The organism is Senimuribacter intestinalis (assembly GCF_943192965.1).
In the GTDB taxonomy this organism is placed as follows: Bacteria; Bacillota; Clostridia; order Peptostreptococcales; family Anaerovoracaceae; genus Senimuribacter; species Senimuribacter intestinalis.
Map to the genome: position 1 here is coordinate 1 of NZ_CALPCF010000003.1, position 16146 is coordinate 16146.

General features: G+C 45.3%; 12 protein-coding genes. 2 read left to right on the forward strand and 10 right to left on the reverse strand.

All coding sequences use genetic code 11. The features are described from left to right. On the reverse strand, positions 1–3671 hold a 3671-nt coding region (locus NFR88_RS03415), incomplete at its 3' end, for an Ig-like domain-containing protein (RefSeq protein ID WP_251613564.1). A 400-nt stretch (positions 3672–4071) separates the two neighbouring features. Between NFR88_RS03415 and NFR88_RS03420 the strand changes: the two genes are divergently transcribed. Beyond that, positions 4072–5385: a uracil-xanthine permease family protein gene (locus tag NFR88_RS03420; RefSeq protein ID WP_161909233.1), complete on the forward strand. Its 1314-nt coding sequence runs from the start codon at positions 4072–4074 to the stop codon at positions 5383–5385. A 292-nt stretch (positions 5386–5677) separates the two neighbouring features. Here NFR88_RS03420 and NFR88_RS03425 read toward each other — a convergent pair whose 3' ends face one another. Further along, positions 5678–6019, reverse strand: a complete 342-nt coding sequence (locus NFR88_RS03425; RefSeq protein ID WP_160200456.1) for a histidine triad nucleotide-binding protein — start codon at positions 6017–6019, stop codon at positions 5678–5680. Then, positions 6012–7301, reverse strand: coding sequence for a tRNA (N(6)-L-threonylcarbamoyladenosine(37)-C(2))-methylthiotransferase MtaB (gene mtaB, locus NFR88_RS03430; protein WP_251613567.1), 1290 nt, complete (start codon positions 7299–7301; stop codon positions 6012–6014). The genes NFR88_RS03425 and mtaB overlap by 8 nt, the downstream gene beginning before the upstream one ends. Positions 7302–7405: 104 nt before the next feature. Here mtaB and NFR88_RS03435 point away from each other — a divergent pair, with 104 nt between their 5' ends. Further along, complete coding sequence (locus tag NFR88_RS03435) at positions 7406–9133, forward strand: polysaccharide deacetylase family protein (RefSeq protein WP_251613570.1); 1728 nt, start codon at positions 7406–7408, stop codon at positions 9131–9133. Between the two features lie 30 nt (positions 9134–9163). On the opposite strand, the gene NFR88_RS03440 is transcribed toward NFR88_RS03435, so the two are convergent. The 7 genes from NFR88_RS03440 to NFR88_RS03470 form a co-directional block, all read right to left on the reverse strand. Next, complete coding sequence (locus NFR88_RS03440) at positions 9164–9898, reverse strand: RsmE family RNA methyltransferase (RefSeq protein ID WP_161909236.1); 735 nt, start codon at positions 9896–9898, stop codon at positions 9164–9166. Then, complete coding sequence (locus tag NFR88_RS03445; protein WP_160200460.1) at positions 9895–10491, reverse strand: hypothetical protein; 597 nt, start codon at positions 10489–10491, stop codon at positions 9895–9897. Before NFR88_RS03445 ends, NFR88_RS03440 begins: the two co-directional genes overlap by 4 nt. A gap of 18 nt (positions 10492–10509) precedes the next feature. Next, the gene (gene prmA / locus NFR88_RS03450) at positions 10510–11475 is read right to left on the reverse strand and encodes a 50S ribosomal protein L11 methyltransferase (protein ID WP_160200461.1); all 966 of its coding nucleotides are present in this window, start codon (positions 11473–11475) and stop codon (positions 10510–10512) included. Positions 11476–11605: 130 nt separating this feature from the next. Continuing rightward, the gene (locus NFR88_RS03455) at positions 11606–13084 is read right to left on the reverse strand and encodes a 4-hydroxyphenylacetate 3-hydroxylase family protein (protein WP_160200462.1); all 1479 of its coding nucleotides are present in this window, start codon (positions 13082–13084) and stop codon (positions 11606–11608) included. A 12-nt stretch (positions 13085–13096) separates the two neighbouring features. After that, the gene (locus NFR88_RS03460) at positions 13097–14041 is read right to left on the reverse strand and encodes a 3-hydroxyacyl-CoA dehydrogenase family protein (RefSeq protein WP_160200463.1); all 945 of its coding nucleotides are present in this window, start codon (positions 14039–14041) and stop codon (positions 13097–13099) included. 75 nt (positions 14042–14116) lie between these two features. After that, the gene (locus NFR88_RS03465) at positions 14117–15034 is read right to left on the reverse strand and encodes a cyclase family protein (protein WP_160200464.1); all 918 of its coding nucleotides are present in this window, start codon (positions 15032–15034) and stop codon (positions 14117–14119) included. Positions 15035–15294: 260 nt separating this feature from the next. After that, entirely contained in the window at positions 15295–16146 is an 852-nt protein-coding gene (locus tag NFR88_RS03470) for a beta-keto acid cleavage family enzyme (RefSeq protein ID WP_160200465.1), read from the reverse strand.

Genomic DNA, 16146 nt, shown 5'->3' on the forward strand with positions numbered 1-16146 from the left:
TTCACATCCGGTTTGCCGTCTCCATCTGTGTCGATGTCCACATCCGGTTTGCCATCTCCATCTGTATCCTTGTTGATGTCTGGTTTACCGTCTCCGTCTGTATCGATGTCCACATCCGGTTTGCCATCTCCATCTGTATCCTTGTTGATATCCGGCTTGCCATCTCCATTGGTATCTACATTCACATCCGGTTTGCCGTCTCCATCTGTGTCGATGTCCACATCCGGTTTGCCATCTCCATCTGTATCCTTGTTGATATCTGGTTTACCGTCTCCGTCTGTGTCGATGTTTACATCCGGTTTACCGTCCCCATCGGTGTCGATGTTGATGTCCGGCTTATCATCTCCGTCGGTGTCGATGTTGATATCTGGGATACCGTCATCATCTGTGTCGATATTGATATCCGGAATACCGTCATCGTTGGTATCTTTGTTAATATCCGGGTCAATCAGCACTGGTGAACGAAGATTGAAAGTCAACTCTATCGTTGTTTTATTCCCATTGGCATCTTCTATCTCTGCAGTGATAAGATACTTGCCCTTTTCAGAGAGATCAATCTCGTCAATCTTCTTGCCCGTAGCATCGGTAATCACAATATCATCTTTTTTAATCTTCAACGGTTGTTTATCTGCACCAAGCAAAGGATGCCCTGCCTTATCAACAAAGGCATATCTTGTATTAAGCAGCGTCTCAAAGTAAGATACATCTGCCGTTGCATCCTTTTCTGTTTTTTGTGAAACGCTGTCTCTGTAGATTCCGTGAAGTCTATAATTGTTTTCATCCGCTGTCGCACCGCCTGGTGGATCAATTCGTTCTACTTCTACCGGCGGTAATTTTTGACCCGGAATTACCTGATCTGGATCGTCCGGATTTATCTCACCATCTGATCCCGCAGGCTTCAAAACAGGTGTTGGCGGTGCAATATATGGAAAATCCTTATCTGGATCAAATTTTGTTGTATCATCCTCTACCTTTGTTGCCTGCGCCTCTGAGCCAGTATAGTTTGTTCCTCCGTAATACTTCGCTTCAACAACAAACTCTCCTGCCTCCGGAACCGGCGGCGTAGTTGTTCTGAATGAAACACTCTTCGTAACTGTCTTTGAGTTATAGCCATCTGTGGTTCCGGTTTCTACTGTACCCGCGCTTCTGGTTTTGCTGTCATTGAGACTGACCAGATTTCCCACCTTTACGCCATTGATATAGAACTGAATAAATCCATCCGGCGCTTCACAAGTTGTTGCTTCTCCCTTTTTCGGTAGAACAGTTGCTGTAAAGTCCATCTGTGTCAGTTTCATCGCTTTCTTTCCATCAGCGTCTGTAACTTCTTCCATCGTAGGTTTGTAAGTCACATCTACAAGACGAGTATCTGCTGGTGTAATGGATGCTGACAGGCTAGTCTGATGTCCCCAGAAAGTTTTGCTGAAATCTGCATCCTTCGCATATTCCATGTAGTTTACTGTAATTGAATATCCTCCGGCATTTTTAATTCCGGCATCACTGCTACCTTCTCCTGTCGGTTTTCCGTCAGCGCCGGTTAAACGCACTGCGGAAGGCTTCATCTCTTCAACCTTAGAAATTTTACCACCGTGCGGCTGCGGTACTGTAATCTCCTGCTTCGCAATCTCCTCTTTGAGCTGATCCCAGTTAAAGGTCAGTCCGTCATAACGCTTGTTCAGCTGTTTTTTCAGCTCCGCACTAAACTCGTCCGTATCTACGGTAAATGTAACGTAACGCTTGGTTTCACTTGGATTTCCTGGCACAGGAACTAGGTTCGTAAACGGATATTCTGTATCTATCAGTGTGCCGTCAGCTGCCAAAAGCTTTAGATTGGAAATTGCTACAGTTTTTCCTATAGCAGACGTAGGAAGCCAGAAATACAATTGCTTCGTGCTGTCCAGCTTCATAGCAAGACCGTATTCTGGGCTCACAGGCACGCCATCAACTGCAACAGAATAGCTGTGCAGATAATCGCCAGGCTGTAAAGTATGACTTACGCCGTCCTTATCTTCATATGCATAGCTGGAAAGGTCTACCTTTACCATAGTAAGGGAAGTACCGTCGGAACTGATAACCGACGCCCCTTGAATACTATATTTAGTCGCAGTTCCTGAATTCGCAGCCGGGCAGAAAGAGCCACCGGTAACGATAACTTTACCGCCCACTGCACCAACATCGTACTGCGTACCATTATTGTTTGATTTTGGTAATAACGTACCGCCTGTAATCACGATTTCGTGCGGTGTACTTGCATCTCCATGCCCTATATTAGCTGCACTACCGCACGCACCGCCGAAGGCATTTCCATGATCCTTTCCTGTAGCAGTAATATATCCGCCATTGATAGTAATATCTCCAGGCTTATTACCACTATGTCCTGTTCCTACAATATTCGCATGCCAACCAGCACCAATACCAGCACCGTGGTAGCTGGCAGTTGCATCGATAATACCACCGTTGATAACAACACCGCCGCCATCCAGCAAACAACCAGCGCCGCCATAATCGCCGCCTCCAATACCAGCACCCGCGCTGCTGCTTCTGCCATTCTTATATGCGTTTACCACAATATTGCCGCCATTTACGGTAATTTTACCGCTGTTTTCTCTATTATTACCACCGATACAAGCAGCACTAGTACCGCTATACACAGTGAGGGAGCCAGGATTTTTGCTGTCCATCAGCCATGCAGGATCATCTTTCTTTGCCGCCTCTCCGTTTATGGTACAATCCTTCGTCAGTCTGCCGCCATAGACCGCAACTGGGTTTTTGACACTGTCATCAATGGTAAGCGTTGCTCCATAAGAAACATGAATACCTGCATTGTTAGTCCCAGTTAACGGGTCCATTGTATTACTGCTTCCATCCTTCAGTGTTAAATATAAAGTGGTTTGATCCGCCACAGTGTTAGGAATCAAATTAATCGGAGAAGCAGCGGCATTCTTAATAGACACATTGTCCAATGTCAGATTTGCCTTCACCCCCTGTGCAATTGCAAGCGTATGCGTAGTACTGGTTCCTGCCAGCGTCAGTGCTCTGTTGGTGTTGATATAAATGACATTGCCGCTCAGGTAAACTTCGCTGTCGTTGGTCGTACCAGAAGTCAGTTCCTGCCCATCATCTGCTGTAATGGTTAAGCCACCAGCGCTATAGCTTGCATCCAATAATGCCGAACTGTCTATTCTGACAACTGCTACAAGCGCTTCCACATCGTCTGTCAAAGCATATCCTTCCGGCAAAGAAGCCGTAAAGGTGTACTCTCCCGCGGTTACGCCATCACCGATTTCGCCGAAATCCCAAGTGATTTCAACACTCTTTTCTGTACCATCCGCAAGTACTGCTTCGATAGACTTCGGTAAATACTCCTTCAGAAGTTCTGCTGTAACAGGATTCTCTTCATCTGCCGTAGGGCTCACCCACCATATTTTAGCCTTCTTGTCATAGGTCAATATCTCAGAATCATCTACCCATTTCCAAGAAGAAATTACAATAGGTTCTCTGTTCTCAGTATCATCGCCTGAGAGTTCCATGCCCGGCTTGTTCTCTTCTGATGGTTCACCACTGGTATGGTCTGGAGTCACAGTAACTCCGTTCTCACTATCACTTACAGTGTTTCCTTCTGCATTGACTAGGAATAAATCATTGAATCCAGCCGAATAAGCAAAAACAACCATAAAGCATAGCAACATACTAATTGCTTTCTTTTTTAATGATTTACTTTTCATCATTTCTCCTTTCTTAATAAAGTATACTAAAATATCAATAAAAAGCAGCAAGACAATATACGCTACACAAAAATTATTACTTTTTACGCAGCGTCACTTTTACCATTCATTAGGGAAAGCATGTATTGACTTTGCTTTCTCTTTCTGTCTTATTACAGAAAAATCGCTCTTTATCTCATAATAAATTGTAACCCCCCCCCATACATTTTGTCAAGCTTTATTCCATGTGCTAACGCTATAGAGAGAAGTCACACTAATGCCGTATTTTATATTGACATCTTCCCAAAATTAAAGTAGTATGAATAGTTGAGTAATTATCCCTACCGTTTCAATAAAGGAGAATCAATATATGACTGAGAAAGAAACACTAGCTGACGGTATCTATGACGCTTCTTCCCTAGGCATGCCAAAAATGCTGATTCTAGGGTTGCAGCACACTTTCGCCATGTTTGGCGCGACCATACTGGTTCCGATTCTGACAGGTCTTGACGTATCTGTTACCCTGCTGATGGCAGGTCTTGGAACCCTTTTATTCCATTTACTGACCAAAGGCAAAGTTCCTGCCTTTCTAGGTTCGTCCTTTGCATTCCTTGGCGGTTATGCTGCTGTTGCACCGATGGTAGACGGCACGCCTAACGAAGAGATGCTGCCTTACGCATGCGGCGGTGTCTTTGCTGCCGGCATCATCTACGTAATTATGGCGGCGCTAATTAAAGCTTTCGGCGCAAGAAGAGTTATGCGCTTCTTTCCGCCGGTTGTAACAGGTCCGATTATCATTTCCATCGGACTGATTCTGGCACCGACTGCTATCACTAACTGCCAGACCAACTGGCCCCTTGCACTGATTGCCCTGCTTTCCATCATTATTTTTAACATCTGGGGAAAAGGCATGGTTAAAATCATTCCGATCATTCTTGGTGTAATCATTTCCTACATTGCAGCAATCTTCATGGGCGAAGTCGATTTGTCAGCAATCAGTGAAGAAGCCATCATCGGACTTCCTCACCTGACAGTGATGAAATTCGACATTTCCGCCATTATCACTATTATGCCGATTGCTCTTGCAACCATGATGGAGCACATCGGAGATATTTCCGCTATCGGCGCTACCACAGGAAAGAATTATATTTCTAATCCGGGACTGCACAGAACCCTTCTGGGCGATGGACTTGCTACTTGCCTTTCCTCAGCTTTCGGCGGTCCTGCAAACACTACCTATGGTGAGAACACCGGTGTTCTTGCTCTAACAAAGATTTATGATCCACGCGTTGTCAGAATCGCAGCCTGCTTCGCAATTCTGCTTTCCTTTATTCCAAAAATCAGCTTTGCAATTTCTTCTATTCCGGCGGCTGTCATCGGCGGTGTTTCCCTGATTCTCTACGGCATGATTTCCGCCATCGGAATCCGCAACGTAGTCGAAAATCAGGTTGATTTCACAAAATCAAGAAACACCATCATCGCAGCTTTGATTCTGGTCTGCGCACTGGGCTTTAACGCTGCAGGAGGTATTTCTTTCACCATCGCAGGTGCAACCATCACTTTATCCGGACTTGCTATTGCTGCAATCGTCGGCATCGTTGCTAACGCAATTCTGCCGGGCAACGACTACGAGTTCAGTGAGGAAGAGGGAACCGAGGAAAAGTTCCAGACCTTTAAGCTGTAGTGCGTGGCGATGTCATCAACTTCATGACCATACATATTTCAACAAAAAACCTCAAAAATATGCACATTCTTCTCGAAAGGTGTGCATATTTTTTGGATTTTCCTTCAAAATATGTGAATTTCCAATAAAATAACTGCTAAACAGACGTAAAATTCGTGTCTAGCAGTTACAAACGTGCATATATTTTTGATTTTCTCTTGAAATATGTACGTCGCTGTACATATTTCGGGACTTTTTCTCCAAAATATGCACATGCGTCGATATTCGCTTTGTTCCGCACCGCAGCCCGCTATCAGCCTGGTGGCCAGGTCAGCTTACGTTTTCCAAGGATATGGAAATGCAAATGCTTTACAGTCTGGAAAGCATCTTCGCCGTTATTGCTGACAACTCTGTAGCCATTTTCCAGCTCCAAATCGGTCGCAATTTCGTGAATCTTGAACATGATGTGTCCCATCAGCTCCCGGTCCTCTTCCTTAACATCATCCAGAGACGCAATATGCTTTTTCGGAATCACCAGCACGTGAACTGGCGCCTGCGGATCCAAATCATGAAATGCAATAATCTGATCATCTTCATATGCCACATTGGAAGGAATCTCGTGATTTGCAATCATGCAAAAAATACAATCAGCCATTTTCAATCTCTCCTTTCATGCCGTCTTGATATGGTTCTAAAAGTTTTACCCAGTAAAACTGATTTAGCATTTCGGGCGTTCCCATAGCATAAACCTTAACATAATTATCCGAATATCCCGTCAGAAGTCCATCTTCTGTCAATTCCTCGAACAAAACCCTGCGAACAGCGCCGGTACACTTTTCAAAAAACTGTTGACTGGCAGCGTCGGCTTTTTCTATAAGTCTCTGACTGCGCGCATTCTTAACTGTTCCACCTACTTGTTCGGTCATGTCAGCAGCTTTGGTGCCTTTGCGCGGAGAGTATTTGAAGACGTGTACTTTTAAGAAACCGGCTTGATCCACTATGCGCAGACTGTCAGCAAACTCGTCCTCCGTTTCCCCGGGAAAACCTACAATAATATCCGTTGTAATGCCGTAAAGGGAATCAAAACCCTGTAGAACTTTCACAATATCCAGATACTCCTCCCGACTGTAATGCCTGTTCATGCGGGAAAGTACGCTGTCAGCACCGCTTTGAATGGACAGGTGCAGATGCGGACACAACTTCTCGTAGCCTAAAAGTCCCTTTACATAATCTTTGTTGATAACCGTAGGCTCAAGAGAGCTGAGGCGTATGCGAAAATCACCGGCAAGAGCGCTCAGTCTTGCTATCAGCGGCTCTATTCCATCGTAGCCTAAATCCTCTCCGTAAAGGGCGGTATTAATGCCGGTCAAGATGATTTCTTTGAACCCTTTCTCAATAAGCCCTTTGGCCTCCTCAACAATTTCCTCTAAAGTTCGGCTGCGAACTTTGCCTCTGGCATAGGGAATGATGCAGTAAGAACAAAACCTGTTACAGCCCTCCTGAATCTTGATATAAGCTCTCGTACGAGATTCCATAGACGTAATAATCCCTGTAGACTGATATTCGGTCAGCTCCTCATAGGCAAGCACATGACAACTGGAAACACCAGCCTCAATATAGCTGAGCAAGTTCTGCTTTTCGCCAGTTCCTGCAACAATATCTACCTCTGCAATAGCCTGTACTTCCTGAGGACTGACCTGAGCGTAGCATCCCGTTACCGCTACAAGCGCCTTTGGGTTTACTTTTTTCATTCTGCGAATATACTGGCGTGACTTACGGTCTGCCAAATTCGTTACCGTACATGTATTGATAACATAGGCGTCAGCAAAGTCCTCTTCTCCTACAATCTGGTGCCCTGCAGCAGCAAACTGCTCCTTCATGGCTTCCGTTTCATACTGATTGACCTTGCAGCCCAATGTGTGAAATGCAATTCTCATAAAATTCCTTTCTGCTCTTTCTATATAAATAGTACAACCTTTTTCCCTTTTCTTCAAGAATAATCTTGTCTTTTCCCGATATATTATCTTGAAAGGATAGTATCATGCTAAAAAAATTTTTTTCTGTTTTTCTTTTATGTCTGCTGGTTTTTGTAACGGCCGCAGAAAAATCCACACCGCCCGCCGAATCTTCTGCCACTGCCGTCTCTGCTGTCGCAAGTACAAGCAAACAGACAGACTATATCAAATGGGTGGATTTTAATATCACTTACGAAGCTTTAAAAGACGCTATGGAACTGGATATTGAAACCTTTGAGCAGGATCTGCACCTGCCCTGGGTAGAAAGTCTGGCTTATCTGGCAGCTCAAAATGGCGGAAACTTTAAAAGTTATAAAAAAACGAATCTGCAGCAGTTTGCAGAAGCCCGCCAGGCAGGCAGTTCCATGGACGATTTGACCAAAAACTTAAAGGTCTACGATTATTATTACAACGCATACTCAGCTGTCATCGGCAACCTGCTGGGACTTCGCAAAGACGGCACCTACGGGCTTACCGCCTATTCTCCTGTCGCTGCCGGCTACTGGTACACCGAAAGCGATGACTTTGGCAACGGCCGCAGCTACGGTTTTGCAAGAAAACATCTGGGACACGATATGTTTTGCTCTGTAGGCACACCGATTATCGCCGTAGAAGACGGAAAAGTTGAAGCGTTAGGTTGGAACCAATACGGCGGCTGGCGTATCGGCATTCGCTCCGGTGACGGACAGCGTTACTATTATTATGCGCACCTGCGAAAAGACACTCCTTACATCAAAAATCTAAAGATCGGAGACAGTGTAAAAGCAGGTCAAGTCATTGGCTACTCCGGTCAAACCGGTTACAGTATCAAAGAAAACGTCAATAATATCAATGTGCCGCATCTACATTTTGGCATGCAGCTCATCTTTGACGAATCTCAAAAAGAATGTCTTTCGGAGATCTGGATTGACACATATCCGCTGATTCGTCTGCTCTCTGCAAACCGTTCACAGGCTCTTGCCCCTGCCGCCGCAGAAACAGAAATCCCAGCTGATCCTGCCGATACGAAAGAGGTTCCAATCTTGATGTACCATGGCTTAAGCGACGGCAGCATCGCTATGGGAGATTACTATGTCAGTCAAGCAGCTTTTGAAAGTGACCTGAAATACCTGAAAGAAAACGGTTATACTACCATTACCATGAGCGAACTCATAGACTATGTCTATGATAAAACAGGAAAAATGGCCCTTCCAGAAAAGCCTGTCATCCTCACCTTCGACGATGGATTTCTCAATAATCATACCTATGGTACGGATCTTCTGAAAAAATATCAAATGAAAGCTGTCATCTCCGTCATCGGCAGCGCCACCGAAGAGATGTCAAATACGCTTTATAAGAATAAAAAGACCTGTGCTGTCACTTGGGAAGAACTTTCAGAGATGCAAAAATCCGGTGTCTGGGAAGTTCAGAATCATACCTATGATCTGCACGATCTAAACAAAGGACGCAAAGGCGCCAGTCGCAAAGCCGGTGAAGCCGAAGAAGCGTACGAAAAGATGCTCAAAGAAGATTTGTCTTCACTTCAGACAGAGCTAAAAAAAACATTGAATACTGTTCCCAACACATTCACCTGGCCCTATGGTGCTTACACGAAGGATTGCCGCAGTTTACTGAAAACTCTTGGCTTTGAGGCAAGTCTCAGCTGTAACGGCGGTGTCAACAAAATCCAACAAGGCGATACAGAAGGATTATTCTTGTTAAAACGTAATATCAGAACTCCTCGTTCTAATATCGCAGAATGTCTTAACGACTAAAAGGGACTGTTTTATAACAGTCCTTTTCGGTTACAGTTCAAGTTCGTACATAGTCATGGCAAGAGCCGCCATACCGGCAGTCTCCGTACGTAAAATGGTTTTTCCCAAAGTCACGCAAGAGGTATTCCACTCTTTCATCAGCGCTGCTTCCTTATCAGAAAAACCACCCTCCGGTCCAATGACAATAGCAACAGATTGCGGATTTTCGGAAAGTCCTCGCAGGCAATCCTTAATAGAGTAATTTTCCTCATTTTCGTACGGAAACAACACTAGATCAAATTCTGCCAACTGCTCACCGATCTCTGCAAATTTTATCTGCTGGCAAACACTTGGAATAACGCCGCGCTTACACTGTTTGACCGCCTCGTCTGCTACCTTCTGCCAGCGCTCCAATTTTTTTGCAAAATTTCCCTTTTCGACCACAACTGTTCTGTCCATAAAGACTGGAACCACAGAAGACACCCCCAGTTCTACGCACTTTTGAATAATGGTTTCCATCTTTCCCGCCTTTGGCACGCCTTGAAATAAAGTCACCTGAAGCCGCGGCTCTCTGGCAAATTTCTGCTTATCCAAAACAGACAGCAACACCAAATCTTCATCGATAGACAGAATCTCTGCCTGATATTCCCATTCTGTCGAATCAGAAACATCAAGCATATCGCCTTCTTTCATGCGCATGACCTTAATCATATGGCGAATGTCTCCTTTGTCGGTAATACGAATCAGACTTTCTTCTATATTAGCTGCATCTGTAAAAATCTTCATATCCATCCTCCTAAAATCCCTGACAGAACATGAAAATACACCAGTGCAAAAGTAAAGACAATGATAAACGGAAGCGCCATCAACTTCTGCATTTTACCCGGTGCCATGATGATATAAAGCACCACTGCGCACACGATATCAAAAGCCAGGGAAATAGAAAATCCCTTATATATATAGTAGCCTTCCGCCACCAGAAGAGAAATCGGCACCGCCGCACAGGCTGCCCCGAGCCATTCCTTTCCGCAGGCATGCCAGTCGATAAAGCCGACCAGCGCCCCGATTGCGCCAAATATCAGCCAATAAATCAGTGTCCGGAAAGATACGCTGCCGCCCATAACGACAAAATTCGTAAAATATGCAGCAATCACGCCGATAAAGTACAGCAGCACGTGAAGCGCCGCTTTAAAAGCCTCTGGAGTATACACAGCAAGAAGAGCCGAAACAAATACCCAAATTCCAATATTTTTTATAATTGCACCGGCAATGCCGATGCCCTCAAGGTCATAAGCTGCCCATCCCATGAACAGTCCCAAAACCAGCGCAAACAGCATAAATATAATATCGTTTCTTTGTTTTGCGTTACCCTTTTTCAAATAGTTTCCTCCCATGTGCTATTTTCTGCAGACAATACAACACCAACCGCCGTCTTCTCTAACTTCTACAATACCAAAGCCTTGACTGCGCAGATGTTCTGTGACTTGCACTTCTTTTTCCACCAGAATACCGGAGGAGATAAAAAGCCCACCCGGCTGCATATGCCTTGCCACATCTTCTGATAACATCATAACAAGGTCTGCCATCAAATTAGCGACCACAATGTCCGCCTTATAGTCGATTCCCTTGGTCAAATCTCCATACTGTGCCTTTGCCACATTGGCAACACCGTTTAATTCGATGTTTTCCGCCGCAACTTCCACAGCAACTGGGTCAATATCCACGCCCAATACGTCTTCTGCTCCAAGGAGCGCCGCCGCTATGGAAAGAATACCGCTTCCGCAGCCTACGTCCAGTACCTTATCGCTTTCTTTCTGATACTTTTCCAGCATTTTCACGCAGAGGGAAGTCGTTTCATGGGTGCCTGTGCCGAAAGCCATACCCGGGTCAATTTCGATGACCTTTTCATCGCCTTGCCTTTCGTAGCTCTCCCAAGTCGGCTTTACGACAATGTTCTCTGCAATCCTTGCCGGCTTAAAGTACTCCTTCCACTTGTCCTTCCACTGCGTGTCGTCTTCTTGTTTCTTGCTTACACGCAGGCTTCCAAAATCGGCGCCTTCTCCAAAGATGCCTTCCCTTGCCTTCGAGCGTAATTCCTCCATAGCCGGCGCAATTTGCTCTGCCAGGGTTCTGTTTTCTTCGGTATCCTCCAAGTAGACCGTCACCTTTGGACTTTCCTTCATCTTTTCGATAATACTGTCGTCCAGATAATCCCAGTCATAGGTCTGCTTCTTGTCCATCAGATCCTCGATATCTCTGGGATCCTCTACCACCGTATCCGTAATACCCAGGTTCAAAAGCGCACTGACTACCGGCTCGATTCCGGCGGCTGAAGTTTCTATGTTAATTTCCAAATATTTCATGTTCCTGTCCTCCTGCTCTACTATTCTACCGTAAAACCGCCGACTTGGCAATCATAGAAGAAAGAAAAAAGCGAAAACAGACAGCCCCATAGCGGTTCCGCCTGTTTTCGTATTTTACTTAGAAGGTTCTTTATTTTTTTATGCCTGCAATGGTCTTCGCCAAGTCTTTCTTTCCCTCAATGTTTCCCTGTCTTCCAATCATAATTCTCTGAGCCTGCGGAGATCCTGCGCCGTGAAGCGACTCTGTTCTGTAGCCTACCGCGGCGGAGCCCAAACAGATATTTTCCAGGAAACGAAGGACGCGCATTCTGTCTTCCGTGCTTACATCACTTCTGCCTGCAAAATATTTCTGACAGATTTCACCGACGGTTTCTCCGTTTTTCCCTACTACCGTATCGGATTCAAAATCCGCCTGAGACGGCATGGTAACCATCAAGCCTCCCGCAATGTCTTCTGCCAGTCTGACGATTTCATAAGGATATCTGGTAATGTTCTGCTTACAGACATTTGCCAGTAAAAGGTCAATCTGATAATTTCCTGCTTTGGTCGCACATCCTTCGCAGGAACATGCAATGCCGCAGGAATACAGGGTTTCATTTAAGTGGGTCATTTCAATCAGCTTATCTTTTACATGAGAAGCCTTTTCTGCGCCGTTGTATTCCGCCGCCAATGCTGCTGCACCGATGACCACATCGCCAACGCCGACTTTGCATCCACCGTAGCTTTGTCTGTGGTAACCTGCGAACCGTTCTACCATCATGCCCGCAAAGTCATATTCGCCTGCCATAAAGATGTATGCATTCGGAATAAAGACATCATCAAAGACAACCAGTGCTTCCTGCCCGCCAAACTTCCGGTTGCCCAGATCGATATCTGCTTTCTCTTCCAGTTTTCTGGTATCGCAGGACTGTCTGCCGTAAATCATATACAGACCTTCCGCATCGCTTGGACAAGCAAATGAAACGGCATAATCCGCATCGGCCTCCTTCATGGCCTGGGTCGGCATAATAATATGCCAATGGGAATTGATGGAGCCTGTCTGGTGTGCTTTTGCACCTCTGACTACGATGCCATCTTCTCTTCGCTCTACGATATGTAAAAAAAGATCCGGATCCTCCTGCTGGTGCGGCGCCTTACCACGGTCACCCTTCGGGTCAGTCATGGCTCCATCTACCGTTAAATCTTCCTCCTGCACCATTTCCAGGAATTTAACAAAGCGCTGATGGTAGTCAGTACCATACTTTTCGTCTAGCTCAAAGGTGGTAGAAAATACTGCATTAAATGCGTCCATTCCCACACATCTTTGGAAGCAACTTGCTGTTTTCTGCCCCAAAAGCCGCTGCATCTTTACCTTCTTCACTAAATCATCCGCACTCTGGTGCAGGTGCGTAAAACGATTGATAGTCTTACCTGTAATGCTGGATTTCGCTGTCATAATGTCTGCATATTCCGGCTGCTGCGCCAGTGCATAAGTCATCGCCACACAGTTGATAGACGGGCGAATAATCGGATGATCCACCCAGTTATCAACCTTTTCTCCGAACATATATACTCTAGTTTTTAATTTACGCAGACTCTCGATATATTCTGCTGCTGTCATCAATGCCATCTGTTTTACCTCCTAAATACGATCCAGGGCTCTCGCCACTTTAATCAGACCTTCCAGCAAATCTTTCTGGGATTTTTCGATTTCTTCTTTGGACCACTTCATAAAGCCTTCGCCGCTCTTAAAGCCCAATTTTCCCTCCTCCATTTTCTGTTTCAGCAGCCGAGACGGTTCCTTACTGTTTTCAATATGCGGAAACAGATATTCATGAATACTGTAGGTTAAATCGGTACCGCCTGCATCGATGACTTCCATCGGCGCTCTCACGCCAAGGCGCATGCCAAACCCATATTTAATCGCCTTGTCCACATCCTCTGCAGTCGCGATTTCGTTTTCCACGATGGAAATCGCTTCTCTAAACAAAGCATGCTGCATTCTATTGGCAAGAAATCCCGGAACATCCTTCTGTACGATAACCGGACATTTCCCAGCCTTTTCAAGGAGATCATAGGTTTCCTGCACGATATCCTCCGCCACATATCTGGTCTTAATGACTTCGACCAGCGGCACCAAATATGCCGGGTTCCAGAAGTGAGTCCCGATAATTCTTTCCTTATGTATTGATTTTTCCGCAATTTCCGTCACACTGATTGCTGATGTATTGGTAGCCAAAATCGTGCTCTCTTTGCACATCGCATCCAGCTTGGCAAAATAATCCTGCTTCACCGCCAAATTTTCTACGATACATTCAAAGATTACATCTGCAAATTCTGCTGCTTCTTCTAGGCTTTCTGTGCATCTGACTCTTCCTATAACTTCCGGTATTGCAGCTTCTTCAATGACGCCGTTTTCAGCCAGTATCTTCAAATTTTCAGTCATGGTTTCAATCGGTTTTGCCCGCAATTTGTCATCATAGACATAGATCATCATGACCTCATGTCCTTTCATCGCAAAGGTCTGTCCGATTCCCGTGCCCATGACGCCGGCGCCCAAAACCGCAATCCTTTTCTTTTCGTTCATGTCAGTTTTTCCTTTCTCCATCTTCTTTCCTATGAATATGGGAAACTCCTGCGTGCGGAATTTCCCATGAAGTTTTTAATATACGCCGTACGGATATTCTTTATCCGGAACGTTTCTGTCAATTCTGTCAGACGGAACAAATGCAACGGCACGAACGATGGTACCATCACCCATGTACCAGCGAAGTGGGAACGCGCAGAACAGGAATCTCTGATTGGTTACTTTGTCCAAATCTCCGCCCAGATTTTCAATTCCCATGACGTTGTTTGCCATCAAAATATCGTGGCATGGCTCCCATTCCGGGAAATCTTCCAATGCAGGATGTCCAAACTGTTCCTCATACTCTTCTACGATACGCGGTACATATGGTCCAGGGCCATGATCTGCAGCATAGGTGTACAAAATATGGTCAATAGCCTGCATATCAAAGCCAACACCTCTTACATGGTGTTCTACAAACCACTTCGCGCCATCAATAGAAAGACCAGGACTATATGCGAAGTAGTCATCGTTTTCACCCCAGCGTCTGTGTGTGCCGGTGTTCAGAAGCACCCAGTCACCCTCTTTGATACCGCCCGGAACCTTCTTTGCCGCCTCTTCAATGTCTTCAACAGTAATCAGTTCCCATTTTCCCTTTGGAATATCCAGACAAACTGCCTCGCCAAAATAGTTCTGAATTGGCAGCTCATGGGTAAACGGACTCTCCGGAATGACATGGGACGGAGAATCCGCATGAGTAGAATTGTGCATATGAAAATCATTGAAAGTCTGTAGTAATCTGTAGTGCATCGGCATATGCTGTACTCTGTCAATATGAAAATCTCCGTTGGACGGCCAGAGCGGATTACCTCTGCCAAACGGGTTTGAAAGATCAATCAGCTCAAATGAGCCATCTCTAAACATATCAAAGATACTTCCATCATAAGGTTTTTTCCAATCATTTGTATGAGCGAAGCACTCTTCGCGCGTGTGTCTTACAGCGATTTCTGACATGATAAGTTCTCCTTTTCATCTTATATTTTTTGGTGTAGCAATTTTTCCTCCGACACCAAAAGAGAAATTTTAATTCTTGATGCTATATTGTATCGCAAAGGTTGTGCCAAAGTTTTAACCAGGGCTCAAAAAAACTCTCTTGCCCTGAAATTGCTCTTTTTCCATCAAAGGATGTCCCGCCCGCCTTTTCTCTATCACAGGCTTTTTCTGTTGCAAAGCGGCACCTCCGTTGCGAAAGGACAACACAGACAATTTCTTACTTATTTTCCAAGACCCAGAATTTCTCTGGCTTCATCTGGGGTTGCGACGGACTTGCCCATTTCCTCCGCAAGCCGTTTCACACGAGCCACAAACTGTTCATTGGATTCTGCCAACTGTCCCGCATTATAATAAACATTATCTTCAAGACCGACACGAATATTTCCGCCCATGGCAAGGGCAGAAAGCAGAATCTCGTTGGCGCCTCTACCGATGCCGAAAGCACTCCAGGTACAGTTTTCCGGCAAATGATTTACAAGATATACCAGATTCTCTGTGGTTGCTTCCATACCGCCCGGCGCACCAAGGCACAGCTGGAAATGGGCAGGTTCTTTGATCAAACCCTTTTTAATATAGTATTTGGCGGTATTCAGCATGCCCATATCGAAAACCTCTATTTCGGGCTTTACGTTTGCCGCAATCATTTCCTTGCCGCATAGTTCCAGAAATCCCGGCTCATTCATAAACACTACTGAATTGAGCCAGTTCATCGTTCCTGCATCGAAGGAAGCCATGTCCGGTTTCAATTCTTTAAACGGACGGATTCTTTCTTCCCAGGAAAAGCCCTGTCCTCCGGAAGATGTCAGATTGATGATAACCGGGCAGCCGGACTCGCGCAGCAACTTAACCGTTTCCTCAAACTTATCAAAGCGCATGCTGGCCCTATCTTCATCATCTCTGACGTGAATATGCGCTACCGCAGCACCAGCTTCATAGCAAGCGATCGCAGATTTTACGATTTCCGCTGGCTGCGTCGGTAAATTGGGATTATTCTCCTTTGTCGTAACGGCACCCGTCAAAGCTGCCGAAATAATCACTTTACTTTTGTGATTTAATCTTCTGGTTTCAAACAT